Origin of the sequence: Streptomyces sp. NPDC050703 (genome assembly GCF_040654435.1) — a bacterium.
Classification (GTDB): domain Bacteria; phylum Actinomycetota; class Actinomycetes; order Streptomycetales; family Streptomycetaceae; genus Streptomyces.
This window is the reverse complement of the sequence record NZ_JBFAHX010000014.1, coordinates 43,427-61,369: the sequence shown is the minus strand read 5'-3', so window position 1 is coordinate 61,369 and position 17,943 is coordinate 43,427. Positions and strand designations below refer to the sequence as shown.

Genomic DNA, 17,943 nt, shown 5'->3' with positions numbered 1-17,943 from the left:
GATTCTGACCATCGGATGGGCCTATCGGGCCATAGTGCGTTCTGTAGTCACTCGAATGAGTGAGGGGCTTATCCGTAGTCGGATAAGCCCCTCTTCGCCCCTTCTGGGCGGTGTCCCGCTCGGCGGGTTCACTACGCTCCGTGCGGTGACTACTCCCCGCGTGGTGACTACGCCCCGCGCAGCACCGCGCCCGTGCGCTCGGCCGCCAGGGCGACGGCCGCGTCACGGGCCGCCGACGCCTCGTCGACGGTCAGCGTGCGGTCGGCCGCGCGGAAGCGCAGCGCGTACGCCAGCGACTTCTTGCCCGCGCCGATCTGCTCGCCCTCGAAGACGTCGAACAGCCGGATGGACTCAAGGAGGCCGCCCGCGCCGTCGGTGAGGCAGCGCTCGACCGCGGCGGCCGGCACCTCCTTGTCGACGACCAGCGCGACGTCCTGGGTCGCCACCGGGTAGGTGGAGATCCGCGGCGCCCGGAGCGCACCGTCGCCGGCCTCCTCCACGCGGTCGAGGTCCAGCTCCATCGCACAGGTCCGCGCGGGCAGGCCGAGCGCCTTGACGACGCGCGGGTGCAGCTCACCGGCGTGGCCGACGGTGACCGTCGCACCGTCGACGACGACCTTCAGCTCGGCGCAGCGGCCCGGGTGCCAGGGGCCGTACTGCCCCTGCTCCACGATGAGCTCGACGCCGGCCTCGCGGGCGACGGTGCGCGCCGCCTCGACGGCGTCCGCCCAGTCCGCGGGGCGGCCCTTGCCCCACCAGCCGGCCTGCTCGCGGGCGCCCGCGAGGACGACGGCGGCGTGCCGGGGCTGGACGGGCAGCGCCTCGGTGAGGGAGGCGATCTCCTCGTCGGTGGGCCGCCGGTCGACGGGCAGGCGCACCGCGACCTTCAGCTCCCGCCGGGGCAGGAAGACCAGCCCGGTCTCGAAGAGCGCCAGGTCGTGGCTGCCGCGGCCGTCGTTGCGGCGGAGCGCGGCGAGCAGCCCGGGCAGCAGCGTCGTGCGGAGCGCGGGCTCCTCGTCGGAGAGCGGGTTGACCAGCTTCACGACGCGGCGCGCGGGGTCGTCCGCGGCCAGGCCGAGCTGGTCGAAGACGCCCTCGCCGATGAAGGGGTAGCTCAGCGCCTCCACGAAACCGGCGCCGGCCAGCGCGCGGCCGACCCTGCGGTGCAGCCGCTGCCGCTCGGTGAGGCCACGGCCCGCGGGGGGCTTGGGCAGCGTGGAGGGCAGGTTCTCGTACCCCTCCAGGCGGATGACCTCTTCGGCGAGGTCGTTCGGCTCGGCGAGGTCGGGGCGCCAGGACGGCACGGTGACGGTCAGGTCGTCCTGCCCGTACACGTCGCAGCCGACCTGCTGGAGACGGCGTACGACGGTCTCGCGGCCGTAGGCCACGCCGGCGACCCGGTCGGGGTGGTCGGCGGGCATGGTGATCGTGCGCGGCGCGGTCGGCGCGATGACCTCGGTGACGCCCGCCTCCGCGGTGCCGCCCGCGAGCAGCACGAGCAGGTCGACGGTGCGCTGCGCGGCGGCCGACGCGGCCTGCGGGTCGACGCCGCGCTCGAAGCGCTTGGCGGCCTCGGAGCCCAGCTTGTGGCGGCGCGCGGTGCGGGCGATGGAGAGCGAGTCGAAGTGCGCGGCCTCGATGACGACGTCGGTGGTGCCGGCCGCCGCCTCGTCGTCGTCGGCGATCTCGGTGTTGGCGCCGCCCATGACGCCCGCGAGGCCGATCGGGCCGCGGTCGTCGGTGATCACCAGGTCCTCGGCGTCGAGGACGCGCTTGGCGCCGTCGAGCGTCGTGAACTTCTCGCCCTGCTCGGCCCTGCGCACGCCGATCGTCCCCTGGACGCGGGAGCGGTCGTAGGCGTGCAGGGGCTGGCCGAGCTCCATCATCACGTAGTTGGTGACGTCCACGGCGAGGGAGATCGGGCGCATGCCGACCTTCTGCAGGCGGCGCCGCAGCCAGATCGGCGAGCGGGCCTCGGGCCGCAGGCCCGTGACCGTGCGCGCGGTGAAGCGGTCGCAGCCGATCGGGTCGTCGATCTTGACCGGGTAGCCGAAGGAGTTCGGCGCGGGGACGTCGAGGAGCGCCGGGTCGCGCAGCGGCAGGCCGTAGGCGATGGCGGTCTCGCGGGCGACGCCGCGCATCGACAGCGCGTAGCCCCGGTCGGGGGTGACGGCGATGTCCAGGACCTCGTCGACCAGTTCGAGCAGCTCGATGGCGTCGGTGCCGGCCTCGTGCTCGGGCGGCAGGACGATGATGCCTCCGCTGCCGTCGTCGCCCATGCCGAGCTCGTCGCCGGAGCAGATCATGCCGTGCGAGGTCTTGCCGTACGTCTTGCGGGCGGCGATGGCGAAGTCGCCGGGCAGGACGGCGCCGGGCAGGACGACGACGACCTTGTCGCCGACCTGGAAGTTCCGGGCGCCGCAGACGATCTCCTGCGGCTCACCCGTGCCGTTGGCGGAGCCGACGTCGACGGTGCAGAAGCGGATGGGCTTCTTGAAGCCCTCCAGCTCCTCGATGGTGAGGACCTTGCCCACGACGAGCGGGCCCTTCAGGCCGGCGCCGAGCTGCTCGACGGTCTCGACCTCCAGGCCGACCTCGATCAGCTTGGCCTGCACATCACGGCCGGTCTCGGTGGCGGGGAGGTCGACGTACTCCCGCAGCCAGGAAAGCGGGACCCGCATCAGATCTCCATCCCGAACGGCCGGGTGAAACGGACGTCACCCTCGACCATGTCTCGCATGTCCTCGACGTTGTGGCGGAACATCAGCATCCGCTCGATGCCGAACCCGAAGGCGAATCCGCTGTACTTCTTGGGGTCGACGCCGCAGGCGGTCAGCACCTTGGGGTTGACCATGCCGCAGCCGCCGAGCTCGATCCAGCCCTCGCTGCCGCAGGTGCGGCAGGGGCGGTCGGGGTTGCCCACGGACTCGCCGCGGCAGACGTAGCACACCATGTCCATCTCGGCGGACGGCTCGGTGAACGGGAAGTAGTTCGGCCGCAGCCGGGTCTTCATGTCCGGGCCGAAGAGCGCCTTGACCATGTGGTCCAGGGTGCCCTTCAGGTCGGCCATGGTCAGGCCCTCGTCGACGGCGAGCAGCTCGATCTGGTGGAAGACCGGGGTGTGCGTCGCGTCCAGCTCGTCCGTGCGGTACACGCGGCCGGGGCAGACGATGTAGACCGGCGGCTCGCGGCGTTCGAGCAGCGCGCGGGCCTGCACGGGCGAGGTGTGCGTACGCAGGACGACACCCGACTCCTCCCCGGAGCCGAGGGCCTGGGAGGTGCCCTTGCCCTCGGTGCTCGGACCCTGGACGAAGAAGGTGTCCTGCATCTGCCGGGCCGGGTGGTCGGGCGTGAAGTTCAGGGCGTCGAAGTTGAACCACTCCGCCTCGACCTCGGGGCCCTCGGCGACCTCGTAGCCCATGGCGACGAAGACGTCCGCGACGCGCTCCATGAACGTGGTCAGCGGGTGGCGGGCACCGGCCGGGGTGCGGTCGTGGGGCAGGGTGACGTCCACCGCCTCCTCGACCAGGACCCGGGCGTCCCGCTCGGCCTCAAGCTCGGCCTGGCGGGCGGCCAGCGCCTTGCTCACGGCGCCGCGGGCCATGCCCACGCGCTTGCCCGCCTCGGCCTTGGCCTGCGGCGGCAGCGCGCCGATCTCGCGGTTGGCGAGGGCCAGCGGCGAGGTGCCGCCGGTGTGCGCGACCTTGGCCTCCTGGAGCGCGTCGAGCGTGTCCGCGGCGGCGAAGGCGGCGAGCGCCTCGTCCCGCATGCGCTCGATCTCTTCAGGTTTCAGTGCCTCGACCTCAACAGGGTCGTACGACTTGTTCGGTGCCGACATCTCTTCCCGTGCTTCCGATTGGCTGGCGGATGGGTCCCCGTCAACAACTCGGAGACAAGTTGTCCCGGACATGGGGACGCAAAGTGCCAACGACCGAGTCTACCGGGGGTGCGGTGGACGAATGAGCCCGCGGGCCGCTCGCGGCTTCCTACTGGAGATACGCCGGGGCCCCCACGGGCAGCGTAAATCGGAACTGGGCACCGCCGCCGGGCGCGCGGCCGACGGTGATCGTCCCGCCGTGCGCCTCCACGATGCCCTTCACGATATACAGCCCCAGTCCCGTACCGCCGCGCTTGCTGCCCCGCCAGAAGCGGGTGAAGACGCGGCCCATCGACTCCTCCGGAATGCCGGGACCCTCGTCGCTCACGGTCACGGCGGTCTCGGCGCCGCCCCGCTCGCGCGGCGAGGAGGAGGGCGCCACCCCAATGGTGACGGTTCCCTCGCCGTGGCGCACCGCGTTTTCCAGCAGGTTGCCGAGGACCTGGTCGATCTTGTCGGGGTCCGCCCAGCAGTCCGGCAGCGGCTGCTGCACCCGGACCAGGAAGCGGTCGGCGTCCTGGCCCGAGGCGACGTGCGACTGGATGTGCCGCCCGACCGCCGCGCCGATGTCGACGGGCTGGCGGCGCAGCTCAAGGCGCCCGGAGTCGATGCGGGAGATGTCGAGCAGCTCGGCGATCAGCCGGGTGACGCGGTTGGCGTCGGCGTCGACGGTCTCCAGCATCAGCTTCTTCTGGTCGTCGGTGAACCGCTCCCACTTGGCGAGCAGCGTCGCCGTGAAGCCCTTGACGGAGGTGAGGGGCGAGCGCAGCTCGTGGGCGACCGTGGCGATCAGCTCGGCGTGGCTGCGCTCGGTGCGGCGGCGGGCCTCGGTGTCCCGCAGCGAGACGACGACGCGGCGCACGGGTCCGTTGCGGTGGTTGCGCAGATAGCGGGCGGAGACCAGGACCTCGCGGCCGCCGGGGAGCAGCAGATTGCGCTCGGGCTGGCCGACGCGGATGGCGAGGCCACCGTAGGGATCGGTCAGCTGCCACCAGCGGCGGCCTTCGAGGTCCTCCAGAGGGAGCGCGCGTTCGAGGGGCGCGCCGATGGCCTCGTCGGCACGGACGGCGGTGATGCGCGCCGCCGCCGCGTTGAAGCAGATGATCCGGCCCGTCTCGTCCGCCACGACGAGTCCGTCGGGCAGCTCGTCGGGGTCGAGTCCGAGGCCGCCGAGGTCACCGGAACCGCCGCGGTCCGCGCGGGCACGGACGACGTCCGGTGCTCCCGGTGCTCTGCTCGTGCCGACGCTCATTCCCCGTACCCCGCCTCTCGCACTTCCGGTGCGGGTGCCTCCCTGCTCAGCGGCCCCCCTTGTTCGAGCGGAACCGGGAACATGCGAGCGGAACCGGGAACATGGAGGGAGCGACCGCGGAGACGGGGACGGCCCCCGAGCCCGTCACACTACTAGCTCGATGTGACGGAGCGGACCCCCTCAGCGAGTACGGACGGCTCGCTGAGCGCGGGCGGACGCGTAGAGGCACACGGCGGCGGCCGTGGCGAGGTTGAGGCTCTCGGCCCTGCCGTGGATCGGGACGCGCACCACGGCGTCGGCGAGCGCGCGGGTCTCCTCCGGCAGGCCCCAGGCCTCGTTGCCGAAGACCCAGGCGCTGGGGGTGCCCATGGTGCCCCTGTCGAGTTCCGTGTCGAGGTCGTCCTCGCCCGCGCCGTCGGCGGCGAGGATGCGCACGCCCGCGTCCTTGAGCCCCTGGACGGCCTGCTCGACGGGTACGCCCACGGCCACCGGGAGGTGGAACAGCGAGCCGACGGAGGCCCGTACGCACTTCGGGTTGTAGAGGTCCACCGAGGCGTCCGTGAGGATGACCGCGTCGGCGCCCGCCGCGTCGGCGCAGCGCAGCACGGTCCCCGCGTTGCCGGGGTCGCGTACGTGGGCGAGGACGGCGACGAGCTTCGGCCGTGCCGCGAGGACGCGCGCGAACGGGGTGTCGATGAACCGGCAGACCCCGACGAGCCCCTGCGGGGTCACGGTGGTGGAGATGTCGGCGATGACGTCCTCGTCGGCGAGGTGCACGCGGGCACCCGCGGCGCGGGCCTCCCCCACGATGCCGGCGTACCGCTCGGCGGCTTCGACGGTGGCGAACAGCTCGACGAGCGTCTCCTCGTGCCGCGCGGCCTCCCGTACGGCCTGCGGCCCCTCGGCGAGGAACAGCCGCTCCTTCCCCCGGAAATTCCGCTTGGCCAGCCGCCGCGCGGCACTCACACGGGGTGACTTGGGGGAGATCAGCTCAGGAGCGGCGGGCATGGACTCACCTTCGGAATCATGGATGGGCGCCCCGCAGGGGCAGCCCATCGGGGGCGCGGGGAACTGCGCGACCAGCCCCACACAGGACCTGCGGACGGCGGACGGCAGAGGCGGGCGGACGAGGGCCCGAACAGAGTCGGACCCGTAAGCCGGGCGGCTTACGGGTCCGACAACACGCTCGGCTCAGCGCGGCGTCAGGCGGCCTTGGGCGCGTTGACGTCCGAGGGCAGGGCCTTCTGCGCGACCTCGACCAGCGCGGCGAACGCGTTCTGGTCGTTGACGGCGAGCTCCGCGAGGATCTTGCGGTCCACCTCGATGTTGGCGGCCTTCAGACCCTGGATGAAGCGGTTGTAGGTGATGCCGTTGGCGCGGGCAGCGGCGTTGATGCGCTGGATCCACAGCTGACGGAAGTCGCCCTTGCGCTTCTTGCGGTCGTTGTAGTTGTAGACCAGGGAGTGGGTGACCTGCTCCTTGGCCTTGCGGTACAGGCGCGAACGCTGGCCGCGGTAGCCGCTGGCCTGCTCGAGGATCGCCCGACGCTTCTTGTGGGCGTTGACTGCCCGCTTGACGCGTGCCACTTGTTGACTCCTTGCAGCGGGGCCGTGGTTGGACTCACACGGCCCGATATCGATTGGGTCCCGGTCAGAGCTCAGGCGCGCGGTGCGCGCCCCGGCTCACTTGCCGAGAAGCTTCTTGATCTTCTTGGCGTCGCCCGGGGCCATCTCGGCGTTGCCGGTGAGGCGACGCGTCAGACGGGACGACTTGTGCTCGAGCAGGTGGCGCTTGCCGGCGCGCTCACGGAGCACCTTGCCGGAGCCGGTGACCTTGAAGCGCTTGCTGGCACCGCTGTGCGACTTGTTCTTCGGCATAGCGCCGTTCTCTCCTCGTCAGTGGCACTCCGATGCCCGGTCGCGAAACCGGGCATCCGGGAGCCATATGTGTCAGTTGGCGATCGCCTGGACTCGCGTCCGGGTGATCAGGCCTCGGCGTTGGCCTCGGCCGGGGCCTCGGCGGGAGCCTCGGTGGACTCCTCCCCCTCGGCGGAGTTCTGCGAGCGGCCCGGATTGGCCTTCGCGTCCGCCTTGCGGGCCGCCTGGGCCTCGCGGGCCTCGGCCATCGCCTCGGTCTTCTTCTTGTGCGGACCGAGAACCATGATCATGTTTCGGCCGTCCTGCTTCGGGTTCGACTCGATGAACCCGAGGTCCTCGACGTCCGAAGCGAGACGCTGCAGCAGTCGGAAGCCCAGCTCGGGGCGGGACTGCTCGCGACCACGGAACATGATCGTGATCTTGACCTTGTCGCCCTGCTTGAGGAACCGGACGACGTGACCCTTCTTGGTGTCATAGTCGTGCGGGTCGATCTTCGGCCGGAGCTTCATCTCCTTGATGACCGTGTGCGCCTGGTTCTTGCGCGCCTCACGGGCCTTCATGGCCGACTCGTACTTGAACTTCCCGTAGTCCATGAGCTTGCACACGGGCGGCCGGGCGGTCGCCGCGACCTCGACCAGGTCAAGGTCGTACTCCTGCGCGAGCTCCAGGGCCTTGGCAAGCGGAACAATTCCGACCTGCTCGCCGCTGGGGCCGACAAGTCGCACCTCGGGAACGCGAATCCGGTCGTTGATGCGGGGCTCGGCGCTGATGGATCCTCCTCGGTAGCACCACGCGACCGTCTGGCGGACAGCCGCGTTACGTCTGTTGACTCGACCAACCGCGCGGAGCCATAAAAAATGCCCCGACCGATCACTGAAGGGGCTCCATGTACTACCGGAGCACCTCCGCGGTGATCGCGGGGCGCACATCGGGCGACCCGAAGCCCTGGGGACTTCGGCCGCCTGACCGGTGACCCACCGCTCCGGGGAGCGGTCAGGTGGGAGATCGGAGCCTCCACTTGTGGGCCGGATTCCTCGCGCGTTGGCACACGGGTGTCCGGCCGGTCGTTACACAAGGTTAGCAGCTCCACCGGGGTGGGGCGAACCCATGGGGCCCCGGCGCCCGGCGCCGGGTCCGCCCCCGCCGCGGCTTATCGTGTGGGACATGAGCGACACGACCCCCACCCCCGAGTCCCCCACGGGTGACTCCCCCAGTTTCGACACCATGACCCGTGACATCGCGGACGTCCCTGCGGTCGAGGTGATCACCACGGTGGCGGTCCACCTGATGAGCGCCGCCGCCGTGAACCTCGGCCTCGCCGAGGGCGGCGAGGGCCACAAGGACCTCGACGAGGCCCGCAAGCTGATCCACTCCCTCGCCGGCCTGATGGACGCGAGCGCCACGGAGATCAGCTCCTTCCACGCGGCGCCGCTGCGGGACGGCCTGAAGTCCCTGCAGCTCGCCTTCCGCGAGGCGTCGATCGTGGCGGACGAGCCCGGTCAGGGCCCCGGCGAGAAGTACACGGGCCCGGTCTTCGGCTGAGCCCGACCCCGCGGTCTCAGACCGTGCGTACGTAGAGGGGCTCGCCCGGTGGCGTCGCCTCGGCCGGCAGGAGTGCCAGGTCGAGGCCGCGCACCAGGCGGGCCCTCAGTGTTTCGTCGGCGGCGATGAGCCGCGCCACCCGCCCCGCGGTCTCCGCCGGCTCGGCCGAGGCGTCGACGACCAGCGCCAGGATGCCGTCGGACGATCCGGGGCCGAGGTGGGCCCGGACGACCGCGGGCTCGGCGGCGACGGCCGCGCGCACGGCCTCACGCACGGCGGGGTCGGCCAGCGGGTCCGTGTCGGCGCGGCCCTCGGCGAGGGCGAGCAGCGCCGTCCTGCCCAGTTCGTAGGGGACGGGGCCCGCGAGGTCGAGGACGATGGTGTCGGCCTGCTCGTGGGCGGCGGCCTGGAGCGCCTGGTGCAGGGGCACCGCTACCGGGCGGGCGGCCGGATCCCACAGGGCGAGGGCCTCGGTGGAGGTGAAGGCGGGCAGGGCCTTGCGGTCGCCGGCCTTCAGGGTGGGCACCGCCATGTCGCTGGTCTTCTCGCGGCGCAGACCGTTCTCGTCCTCCTCGACCTCACCGAGCACGGCGACGACGGGGACGAGGAGCCGCGCTCCCGCGAGGGCCCGCAGGACGGGCGCGTGGGCCGTACGGTCCTTCGACCAAGCGGCGAGCGCCGCGGCGAGCGCGGGGTCGGCCGACCCGTCGTCGTCGGAGAAACCGGGGTCGGGAATGTTCTTGTTCGCCACGGTCCGACCCTACAGAGGCCGGGCGGGGGCCGCGGCGGCAGGTGGGGCGGGTTCCGCCTCCGTCACAGGGGCGGCTGCGGGCGGCGCCCCGTCGCGGAGGGGCGCCGCCCGCGCCACAGGTGGACCGCCGCCGCGAGCAGGGCGACGCCGAGGGCGCCCGCGACGGGGCCCACCCAGGCCGCCGGGTCCTCGTGGTCCCGGTCGGCGTCGGGGCCGCGGCCGAAGTACGTCTCCCCGTACGCCGCGGCGCGCAGCTCGTCCGGCCTGAGCTTTCCGGCGCGGGCGAGGGCCGCCGCGGGGTCGATGAGGCCGAAGCCGCGCGAGTCGTCACGGCCGCCGGGCGGGGCGTCGCGGGCGGTGTCCTCAAGGAGCCGCTTGATCTGGGCGGGCGCGAGGTCCGGGTGCTCGGCGCGGATCAGGGCGACCGCTCCGGAGACGAAGGCGGCGGCGGCGCTGGTGCCCCAGCCCTCGTAGTACTTGCGGTCGGGGTCGGCGATGACGATGTCGTCGCCCGGCGCGGCGACGGTGGCGTACCAGCGGCGGGTGGAGAAGGAGGCGCGCGCGCCCTGCTCGTCGACGGCCGTGGCGGCGATGACGCCGGGGTAGGCGGCCGGATACGAGATGTGGTCGCCGCGTTCGCCGGCGTTGCCCGCGGAGGCGACGACGGCGATGCCCTTCTTGAGGGCGTACTGCACGGCGGCGTCCTCGGACGGCTCCGGGTGGGCGGACCTGGAGTCGTCGCCGAGGGAGAGGTTGATGACGTCGGCGCCGTGGTCGGCGGCCCAGCGGATGCCGTCGGCGAGGGCGTTGCCCCGGGTGTTGCGGGCCCGCTTGCGGGCGGGGTCGCCGTCCTCCAGGATCACGCGGACCGGCAGGATCTTCGCTTCCGGCGCGATGCCGAGCACGCCGTCGGCGCGGCCGTCGCCGTGCCCGTGGGCCGCGATGATGCCCGCCATGGCGGTGCCGTGCCGGGCCCAGGGGCGGTCGCCGCGGGAGGCGCCGAAGCCGACCATGTCCTTGCCTTCGAGGACGTTGCCCGCGAGGTCGGGGTGCTGGTCGTCTATGCCGGTGTCCAGGACGGCGACGGTGACGCCCCTGCCCTTGGTGGTCTGCCAGACCTCGCTGGTGCGCATCGCGCCGAGGCCCCACTGCTGGACGCGGATGCCGTCGTCGGCGCGGGCGGTGGCGGCGGGGGCGAGCGCCAGCGTGGCGGCGAGCGCGGTGACGAGGGCGCGCCGCCGTCCCCGCGGGGTCCTCGTGCTCCTCATGCGTCCTTCTCCGCGTCCGCGATCGTCTTGCGCAGGCCGCGCTCGACGCGGTCGGCGATGCCCTTGGCCTCGTGGCCGAGGCCCGACTGGGCGGGTGCGGAGTCGTTGCCCTCCATCGCCTCGGCCGCGGGCTCGGGGTCGGTGACGGCCCTGCCGTCGGCGAAGCCGGACACGGCGTACGCGATGACGGGCGCGTCCGGCAGCACGGACAGCGTCCAGGCCGCGCGCTGGGCGTCGCCGAAGTGCTCGGCGAGGGTGCCGTCGGCGGCGTAGGCGCGGGGCATCAGGTCGGTGCGCCGGTCGAGCCCCTCCTCCGTGACGCGGGTGCGCAGTGCCCGCATGGCGTCGGCGTCCGCCTTGGCGAACATCAGGCCCACCGTGGTGACGTGGCTGCGTGTGGCGTCGGCGTACGTGGCGCGCAGCAGCCGCAGGCAGCCCGCCGGGGCGAGGGCCTTGGCGAGCAGCGGGTCGAAGGCGGCCCGGCAGTCGCTGTCGGGGGCGACGGCGATGCGGGTCCAGGAGCGGTCGGCGCCGCCGGGGCCCGCGCCGCCGCCCTTGAGGGTGGGCGGGAAGAGCCGGTCCACGGGGACGCTGTGCCAGAGCGCGCCGGTGACCTCGTAGGCGCCGCGGTCGCTGCCGCTGGCCGCGGACTCGCCGGTCAGCCAGCTGCCGGTGACCGCGCCGCCGATGAGGCCGAGCCCGACGACCGCGCAGGCCGCGGCGGCGGCCACGCGGGGGCGCGCCCAGGCGCCGACGCGGCGCAGCCGGGTGGTGGTGTCGTCGTACAGGGCGGGCGGCGCGAAAACGATGAAGGGCCGCCCCGCTCCCGGCCCCGGGGCCGGGTCGACGGCTCCGACGGCGCGCCGGGCGGCCGTGGCACGGGACCGGTCGCCGCGCGGGGGCGCGTCATCGGGGGCGGCTTCCGGCACCTCGGTCTCGGCGGGCGGTGCGGAAGGCTCCGCCGTCGCCCCCGGGGGCGCGTCGGGCAGCCGCGCGGACGCCGGAGGCGGCGGAGGCACCGCCTCGCGGGGCGCACGGGCACGCTCGAAGGGAGCGAGGAGGTCCTCTATGCGCTCGGCGACGTCGTCCGCACGGTCGAGGATCGCCGGAGGGGCATCGGCAGCCGCCGGCCGGGCGTCGGGAAAGCGCGCCGACGATGCCGGGGGCGCCTCCGTGGCTGAGCTGACCTCGCCGTCGGTCGCCTGCCCGGCGGCGGCGTCCGCACCACCGACCGCCTGGGCAACGGCTTCGGCGACCGCCGGGCCTGCGTCGGGGAAGCAGGTCGGGGGAGACGGGGGCGGGGGCTCGGGGTGGGCCGTGGGGTGGGGGGCGTTCAGGAGCCAGTCGTCGTCCACCGGTGGGCGCACGTCGGGGAAGCGGGCCGACGGGGGCGGCGGGGGGTCCGGCGGGAGCGTCGGGAGGGGTGGCGTGGCGGGGACCGGGGGGATCGGGGTGCGACGCGCCTCCGTGCTCATACTCCCCCGTCTCCTCGCGCTCCGGTGCCGGAGCGCTCGGCCCGGCGAGGCTCCGTGCGCGTCACTCTACGGGCAGACGCGGGCCGCGCGGGAACCGGTTCGCGCCCCCGGGTGATCTGCCCGGAACCTCCCCCTACCCTCGGGTAATCGCGTCTGGCAGGCTTCGCCCATGACTGCCCTCGCCGCAGACCGGGCCCGCTACGACCGGGCCACCGCGCACCTCGACGCCCCCGTCGCGATCGTCGATCTGGAGGCGTTCGACGCCAACGCCGACGACCTGGTGCGCCGTGCCGGGGGCAAGCCGATCCGGGTGGCGAGCAAGTCCGTCCGCTGCCGGGCCCTGCTCGAACGGGTCCTGGCCCGCGACGGTTTCGCCGGGGTCATGTCGTTCACGCTCGCCGAGTCCCTGTGGCTCGCCCGATCCGGCTTCGACGACGTGCTGCTCGCCTACCCCTCGGCGGACCGGTCCGGCTTCGCCGAGCTGGCCGCGGACCCGAAGCTCGCCGCGAGCGTCAGCGTGATGGTCGACGACCCGGCCCAGCTGCGGCTGATCGACGAGGCGAGGGACGGCGGGAAGGAGGAGATCCGGGTCTGCCTCGAACTGGACACCTCCCTGCGCGCCTTCGGCGGCCACGTCCGCGTCGGGGCCCTGCGTTCCCCGCTGCACTCGCCGGGGCAGGTCTCCGCCCTGGCCCGCGCCATCGCCGGGCGGCCCGGGTTCCGGCTCGTGGGCGTCATGGCGTACGAGGGTCATGTGGCCGGTGTCGGTGACGCGGTGGAGGGGCGTCCCGCGCGCTCCCGGGCGATCAGGCTGATGCAGGCGGCGGCCCGCAAGGAGCTGGCGGAGCGCAGGGCGCGGACCATCGCGGCGGTCCGCGAGGCCGCCGGCGACCTGGAGTTCGTGAACGGCGGCGGCACGGGCAGCGTGCAGCACACCGCTGCCGAGCGGGCGGTGACGGAGATCGCCGCCGGGTCGGGTCTCTACGTACCGCGCCTCTTCGACAACTACACGTCCTTCCACGGGCGTCCGGCGGCGCTCTACGCGCAGCCGGTGGTGCGCAGGCCGGGGCCGGGCGTCGTGACGGTGCTCGGCGGCGGCTACCCCGCGTCGGGGGTCGCGGGCCCGGACCGCTCGCCGGTGCCGTACCTGCCCGAAGGGCTGCGGTACGACCCGCAGGAGGGTGCGGGCGAGGTGCAGACACCGCTGCACGGCCCGGCCGCGGACGGTCTGCGGATCGGCGACAAGGTGTGGTTCCGGCACGCCAAGGCCGGGGAGCTGTGCGAACGCTTCGCCACCCTGCGCCTGGTGGAGGGGGACACCGTCACGGCGAGCGTCCCCACCTACCGGGGCGAGGGACACACCTTCCTCTGACGGGCGGTCAGGGGCCGTTACGGCGTGGGCGTGACGCCGCTTCCCACGCCACCGCTCGACGCGCTGTCGTCCACGGACCGGATGCCGGCCATGATCTCGTCCAGGTCGGAGACGGGCGGGGCCCCGTCCGCCGCGCCGACGGTGAAGCGGACGATGACCATCGACTCGGAGCCGACGCTGGAGGCGAACGCGAGGGACTGGACGTAGCCACCCGGACCCTTCGCCGTGTGGACGCGCCAGCGCACGTAGTAGCCCGCGCGGCCCGCGACCGCGACCTGGCCCGCCTCGACCTGCTCGTGGCCGGTCATGCCGCCGTAGGGCTGCCGGTCGAGCTTGTCCTTGTCGTAGGCGGCCTCCGCCGCGTCCTTGATGTCCCCGAGGGCGAGCGCCTTGGGGTCGGTCTCGTCCGTGCCGGTGGCGGTGCCCGACGTGACCGTGCCGTGGCGGCAGAGGCCCGGGTCGCCGGGGCAGTCGACGATGTCGGGCGTCCGGATCGTCGCGCCGCCGCCGACGGTGTCGTCGTCCTTCTCCCAGCCCTCGGGCACGGGCAGCGTGATGCCGTTGAGGTCGTCGACCTGGGTGTCCGGGTCGGGGTCGGCGGTCGGGGACTCCGACTCCTCGTCCGTGGCGGTCGGCGCGGGGCCCGTCTCCGCGTGCGTGCTCGGCGCGGCCACGGCCTCGGAGCCGTCGTCGTCCTTGCCGAGGACGACGACGCCCGTGACGATCGACGCGACGAGCACGACTCCGGCGACGGCCGGCGCGAGGATCTTCGCGCGGCCGGCGCCGGAGGGCGCCGGTGCCGTCACCGCCGTCGCGGCGGGGTCGGGCGCGGGGCCGAAGCCCTGCGCGGCCGGGGCCGCCCGGAGGGCTTCGGGGGTGCGCCGGTGCTCGGTCCACGCTGTCCCGTCCCACCAGCGCTCGACGGCGCTCTGGTGCGGGTCCGGGTACCAGCCGGGCGGCGGCGACATGCTCATCCCGGCACTTTAGGCCGTGCCGCGGAGGTCAGTACACCGAGTCCCGCTGGTCGGGCACGACCGAGCCGTCGGCGCGCAGGACCGGGCCCTTGGCGCCGTCGTGCCGGTTGTACGCGGCGGTCGAGCACGGGTAGGCGCCGGACTTGCGCGGCAGCGGCTCGATGAACATCGGGTTCACGACCCAGCGGCCGTCGGCGTTGTCGTACGCGCGGCACATGAACTCGGTCTTGTTGCGGTTGAGCACGAGGTGCGCGCCGGTGGCGTCGCCGACGAAGGTCACGTCGGTGTCGGCGTCACCGCCGCCGAGCGCGATGCGGTGGGCGCGGTCCTGCTTCTGCCAGGCCGCCTCGCCCTCGACGCCGTAGATCTCCTGGTTGATCCAGCACCGCTTGCCGTCGATGTACGGGATGGCCTCGCCCTTGTTGACGGGCACTCCCCCGCAGCCCTGGTTCCAGGTCGTGATGCGGCCCTCGCGGTCCAGGACGGAGCGGATGGCGACGGTGTGGGCGCGGTCGATGCCCACGCTCCTCGACCAGACCTCGGTGACCGGCTCGGAGCCCGCCGAGACGATGTAGACGTCGAACCCGGCCTTCTTGAGGGTGCGGATGAGGTCGCGCTGCTGGTCGTAGTAGCGCACGTAGCCGGGGATCTCGTGGGTGCCGACGGTCTGGGTGGCGCCGACGGGGGCGGCGAGCGCCTCCTTGCGGGCCTTCGCGGCGTACGACTCCAGTTCGGGGACGGTGTGCCCCGCGAAGATCTGCGGTACCCAGGCGTACTGCGGGACGGTGTGGCGGTGGTCCCATGTCCCGGCGAAGGCGGCGGCGCCGCTCATCGTCCTCCCGTCCTCGCGGACCTCGAAGATCTCGTCCGCGCAGTCGGTGTCGGTGGAGGTGGGCAGCGGCGCGCCGACGGGGACCTTCGTGCCGCAGGCCCGGGTGAGCGCGCGGTCGGCGGCGTCGGTCAGCCACTTGCTGGTGGACTTCCAGCTCTTGGGGCGCAGGATCTTGTCGTGCCGCAGCGACCAGGCGATGGTCGCGTCGGTCACGTCGTTCTTGGTGATGGTGTTGTCCCAGTCGAAGGCGGCGACCGGGCGCTTCCCGCCGTGTCCGACGCGCGGGTTCGCGCAGCGCCCGCGCTCGTCGATCATCCGCTGGAGCGTGGCGCGGTTGTCACCGTGCCACCTCAGCTTCTTCGAGAGCTGCGGGCAGTGCGCGGCGGCGGTACGGGAGTTCGCGGGCGTGGCGGCGGCCGCGGAGGAGGCTGCGGGCACGGCCGCCAGGGTGGCGGCCGTGGCGAGCGTCAGCGCCACAAGGTGTCTGGTACGCATGTGAGTGGACCGTACATCAGTCTTCCGCGGGCGACGATGTGCCGGGCTCGCGCCGTGTCCCCGGCTACAGCGGTGTCACGTACGCCCCCGAGATGCCGCCGTCCACGAGGAAGTCGGTGGCGTTGACGAACGAGGAGTCGTCGCTGGCGAGGAAGGCCACGGCGGCGGCGAGTTCCTCGGCCTCGGCGAAGCGGCCCACCGGGATGTGCACGAGGCGGCGCGCGGCCCGCTCGGGGTCCTTGGCGAACAGCTCCTGGAGCAGCGGGGTGTTGACCGGCCCCGGGCAGAGCGCGTTGACGCGGATGCCCTCGCGGGCGAACTGCACGCCGAGTTCACGCGACATGGCGAGGACGCCGCCCTTGGACGCGGTGTAGGAGATCTGCGAGGTCGCGGCCCCCATCCGCGCCACGAACGAGGCGGTGTTGATGATGGAGCCCTTGCCCTGGCGGCGCATGTAGGGGATGGCGGCCTTGCAGCACAGGTAGACCGAGGTGAGGTTGACCTCCTGGACGCGCTTCCAGGCTTCGAGGCCGGTGTCGAGGATGGAGTCGTCGTCGGGCGGTGAGATGCCCGCGTTGTTGAAGGCGACGTCGACGGAACCGTAGGTGGCGAAGGCCGCCTCGAAGAGGGCGTCGACCTGCTCGGCGTCGGTGACGTCGACCTGGACGAAGAGCCCGCCGGTCTCCTCGGCGGCCTTCTTGCCCGCGGCCTCGTCGATGTCGCCGCAGACGACGTGGGCGCCCTCGGAGGCGAGGCGGCGCGCCGTGGCGAGCCCGATGCCGCTGCCGGCTCCCGTGACGACGGCGGTGCGGCCCACCAGGCGGCGGCAGACGGTCTGGTCGGTCATGTGGCTCAGGCCTCCGTGCTCTCGGAACTGATGAAGACGTTCTTGGTCTCCGTGAAGGCGTGCAGGGCGTCCGGGCCGAGTTCCCGGCCGAGACCGGACTGCTTGTAGCCGCCGAAGGGGGTCCAGTAGCGGACGCTGGAGTGCGAATTGACGGACAGGTTCCCCGCCCTGACGGCCTGTGAGACGCGGAGCGCGCGGCCCACGTCACGGGTCCACAGGGAGCCGGAGAGGCCGTAGTCGGTGGCGTTGGCCAGCCGTACGGCGTCGGCCTCGTCGTCGAAGGGGAGGACGACGGCGACGGGGCCGAAGACCTCCTCCGTGGCGACCGGGGCCGCCGGGTCGACGTCGGTGAGCAGCGTCGGCGGGAACCAGAAGCCGGGGCCCTCGGGGGCCGTGCCGTGGATGCCGTCGCCGGGGGTGACGTAGGACCGGACGCGGTCGAGCTGGGCCCGGGAGATCAGCGGGCCCATCTGGGTCTTCTCGTCGGACGGATCGCCCACGACGACGGACTCGACCGCGGGCGCCACCAGGTCCACGAAGCGGTCGTACACCGAGCGCTGCACCAGGACGCGGGTGCGGGCACAGCAGTCCTGGCCGGAGTTGTCCAGGTACGACATGGGGGTGGCGAGGGCCGCCGCCTCCACGTCGGCGTCGGCGAAGACGATGTTCGGGCTCTTGCCGCCGAGTTCGAGGGTCAGCCGCTTCACCCGGTCGGCGCACCTGGCCATGATCTGCTTGCCGACGCGGGTGGAGCCGGTGAACACGATCTTGGCGACGCCGGGGTGTTCGACGAGCGCCGCGCCCGCGACGCCGCCCTCGCCGGGCAGGACCTGGAAGAGCCCTTCGGGAAGACCCGCCTCCAGGGCGAGTTCGGCGAGGCGGAGCGCGGTGAGCGGGGTCGTCTCGGCCGGTTTGAGGAGCACCGCGTTGCCCGCCGCGAGGGCGGGGGCCGTGCCCCACGCGGCGATGGGCATCGGGAAGTTCCACGGGGCGATGACGCCGACGACGCCGAGGGGTTCGAGGACGGTGACGTTCAGGCCGCCGGGCACGGGGATCTGCCGGCCGCTCAGCCGCTCGGCTCCCCCGGCGGAGAAGTCGAGGAGGTCGCGGACGTTGCCGGCCTCCCAGCGGGCGTTGCCGATGAGGTGACCGGCCTCGCGCACCTCCAGGCGCGCCAGTTCCTCCAGGTGGTCGTCGACCCGGACGGCGAAGCGGCGCAGGAGCCTGGCACGGTCGGCGGGGGCCGCCGCGGCCCACCGCTCCTGGGCCCGCGCGGCACGGGCGACGGCGGCGTCGACGTCCTGCGCGGTGGCGGCGGGGACGGTCGCGACGACCTCTTCGGTCGCCGGATCGAGTACCTGCAGCAAGGTGTCCTCACCTC

General features: G+C 73.3%; 15 protein-coding genes and 1 pseudogene. 2 read left to right on the top strand and 14 right to left on the bottom strand.

The window, feature by feature from the left end; translation table 11 throughout:
• Positions 1–167 precede the first annotated feature (167 nt).
• The 7 genes and pseudogenes from pheT to infC all read right to left on the bottom strand — a co-directional run bounded on the left by pheT (position 168) and on the right by infC (position 7,776).
• Complete coding sequence (gene pheT / locus AB0I16_RS15685) at positions 168–2,681, bottom strand: phenylalanine--tRNA ligase subunit beta (RefSeq protein ID WP_363249921.1); 2,514 nt, start codon at positions 2,679–2,681, stop codon at positions 168–170.
• Positions 2,681–3,838 (bottom strand): phenylalanine--tRNA ligase subunit alpha, encoded by a 1,158-nt coding sequence (gene pheS / locus AB0I16_RS15680; RefSeq protein ID WP_363249920.1) that lies wholly within the window; start codon positions 3,836–3,838, stop codon positions 2,681–2,683. Before pheS ends, pheT begins: the two co-directional genes overlap by 1 nt.
• 148 nt (positions 3,839–3,986) lie before the next feature.
• Positions 3,987–5,129, bottom strand: a complete 1,143-nt coding sequence (locus AB0I16_RS15675; RefSeq protein ID WP_363249919.1) for an ATP-binding protein — start codon at positions 5,127–5,129, stop codon at positions 3,987–3,989.
• A 152-nt stretch (positions 5,130–5,281) separates the two neighbouring features.
• Positions 5,282–6,137, bottom strand: a pseudogene (locus AB0I16_RS15670) (RNA methyltransferase).
• A 194-nt stretch (positions 6,138–6,331) separates the two neighbouring features.
• Positions 6,332–6,715: a 50S ribosomal protein L20 gene (gene rplT / locus AB0I16_RS15665; protein ID WP_363249918.1), complete on the bottom strand. Its 384-nt coding sequence runs from the start codon at positions 6,713–6,715 to the stop codon at positions 6,332–6,334.
• Positions 6,716–6,811: 96 nt separating this feature from the next.
• Entirely contained in the window at positions 6,812–7,006 is a 195-nt protein-coding gene (gene rpmI, locus AB0I16_RS15660; protein ID WP_007829094.1) for a 50S ribosomal protein L35, read from the bottom strand.
• A gap of 107 nt (positions 7,007–7,113) precedes the next feature.
• The gene (gene infC, locus AB0I16_RS15655) at positions 7,114–7,776 is read right to left on the bottom strand and encodes a translation initiation factor IF-3 (protein WP_363250023.1); all 663 of its coding nucleotides are present in this window, start codon (positions 7,774–7,776) and stop codon (positions 7,114–7,116) included.
• A 394-nt stretch (positions 7,777–8,170) separates the two neighbouring features.
• Here infC and AB0I16_RS15650 point away from each other — a divergent pair, with 394 nt between their 5' ends.
• Positions 8,171–8,548 (top strand): DUF1844 domain-containing protein, encoded by a 378-nt coding sequence (locus AB0I16_RS15650; RefSeq protein WP_363249917.1) that lies wholly within the window; start codon positions 8,171–8,173, stop codon positions 8,546–8,548.
• 16 nt (positions 8,549–8,564) lie between these two features.
• Here the strand turns inward: AB0I16_RS15650 and AB0I16_RS15645 are convergent, their stop codons facing one another.
• The 3 genes from AB0I16_RS15645 to AB0I16_RS15635 form a co-directional block, all read right to left on the bottom strand.
• Complete coding sequence (locus AB0I16_RS15645; RefSeq protein WP_363249916.1) at positions 8,565–9,299, bottom strand: SseB family protein; 735 nt, start codon at positions 9,297–9,299, stop codon at positions 8,565–8,567.
• A gap of 62 nt (positions 9,300–9,361) precedes the next feature.
• A complete protein-coding gene (mycP, locus tag AB0I16_RS15640; protein ID WP_363249915.1) occupies positions 9,362–10,567 on the bottom strand; it encodes a type VII secretion-associated serine protease mycosin in 1,206 nt (401 codons plus the stop codon).
• Complete coding sequence (locus AB0I16_RS15635) at positions 10,564–12,042, bottom strand: hypothetical protein (RefSeq protein ID WP_363249914.1); 1,479 nt, start codon at positions 12,040–12,042, stop codon at positions 10,564–10,566. The genes mycP and AB0I16_RS15635 overlap by 4 nt, the downstream gene beginning before the upstream one ends.
• 169 nt (positions 12,043–12,211) lie before the next feature.
• Here AB0I16_RS15635 and AB0I16_RS15630 point away from each other — a divergent pair, with 169 nt between their 5' ends.
• Positions 12,212–13,414 (top strand): amino acid deaminase/aldolase, encoded by a 1,203-nt coding sequence (locus tag AB0I16_RS15630; RefSeq protein WP_363249913.1) that lies wholly within the window; start codon positions 12,212–12,214, stop codon positions 13,412–13,414.
• 17 nt (positions 13,415–13,431) lie between these two features.
• On the opposite strand, the gene AB0I16_RS15625 is transcribed toward AB0I16_RS15630, so the two are convergent.
• From AB0I16_RS15625 to AB0I16_RS15610, 4 genes are all read right to left on the bottom strand, one after another.
• Complete coding sequence (locus AB0I16_RS15625; RefSeq protein ID WP_363249912.1) at positions 13,432–14,388, bottom strand: DUF2510 domain-containing protein; 957 nt, start codon at positions 14,386–14,388, stop codon at positions 13,432–13,434.
• 28 nt (positions 14,389–14,416) lie between these two features.
• Positions 14,417–15,715, bottom strand: a complete 1,299-nt coding sequence (locus tag AB0I16_RS15620; protein WP_363249911.1) for a haloacid dehalogenase-like hydrolase — start codon at positions 15,713–15,715, stop codon at positions 14,417–14,419.
• A gap of 64 nt (positions 15,716–15,779) precedes the next feature.
• Positions 15,780–16,562 (bottom strand): 3-oxoacyl-ACP reductase, encoded by a 783-nt coding sequence (locus tag AB0I16_RS15615; protein ID WP_363249910.1) that lies wholly within the window; start codon positions 16,560–16,562, stop codon positions 15,780–15,782.
• A gap of 5 nt (positions 16,563–16,567) precedes the next feature.
• The gene (locus AB0I16_RS15610) at positions 16,568–17,929 is read right to left on the bottom strand and encodes an aldehyde dehydrogenase family protein (RefSeq protein WP_363249909.1); all 1,362 of its coding nucleotides are present in this window, start codon (positions 17,927–17,929) and stop codon (positions 16,568–16,570) included.
• Between the last annotated feature and the right edge of the window lie 14 nt (positions 17,930–17,943).

Coding starts and splice junctions, on each gene's coding strand:
- pheT (WP_363249921.1), bottom strand. CDS start 2,681: ATGCGGGTCCCGCTTTCCTGGCTGCGGGAGTACGTCGACCTCCCCGCC.
- AB0I16_RS15630 (WP_363249913.1), top strand. CDS start 12,212: ATGACTGCCCTCGCCGCAGACCGGGCCCGCTACGACCGGGCCACCGCG.
- AB0I16_RS15620 (WP_363249911.1), bottom strand. CDS start 15,715: ATGCGTACCAGACACCTTGTGGCGCTGACGCTCGCCACGGCCGCCACC.
- AB0I16_RS15615 (WP_363249910.1), bottom strand. CDS start 16,562: ATGACCGACCAGACCGTCTGCCGCCGCCTGGTGGGCCGCACCGCCGTC.
- AB0I16_RS15675 (WP_363249919.1), bottom strand. CDS start 5,129: ATGAGCGTCGGCACGAGCAGAGCACCGGGAGCACCGGACGTCGTCCGT.
- mycP (WP_363249915.1), bottom strand. CDS start 10,567: ATGAGGAGCACGAGGACCCCGCGGGGACGGCGGCGCGCCCTCGTCACC.
- rpmI (WP_007829094.1), bottom strand. CDS start 7,006: ATGCCGAAGAACAAGTCGCACAGCGGTGCCAGCAAGCGCTTCAAGGTC.
- AB0I16_RS15650 (WP_363249917.1), top strand. CDS start 8,171: ATGAGCGACACGACCCCCACCCCCGAGTCCCCCACGGGTGACTCCCCC.
- AB0I16_RS15625 (WP_363249912.1), bottom strand. CDS start 14,388: ATGAGCATGTCGCCGCCGCCCGGCTGGTACCCGGACCCGCACCAGAGC.
- AB0I16_RS15635 (WP_363249914.1), bottom strand. CDS start 12,042: ATGAGCACGGAGGCGCGTCGCACCCCGATCCCCCCGGTCCCCGCCACG.
- pheS (WP_363249920.1), bottom strand. CDS start 3,838: ATGTCGGCACCGAACAAGTCGTACGACCCTGTTGAGGTCGAGGCACTG.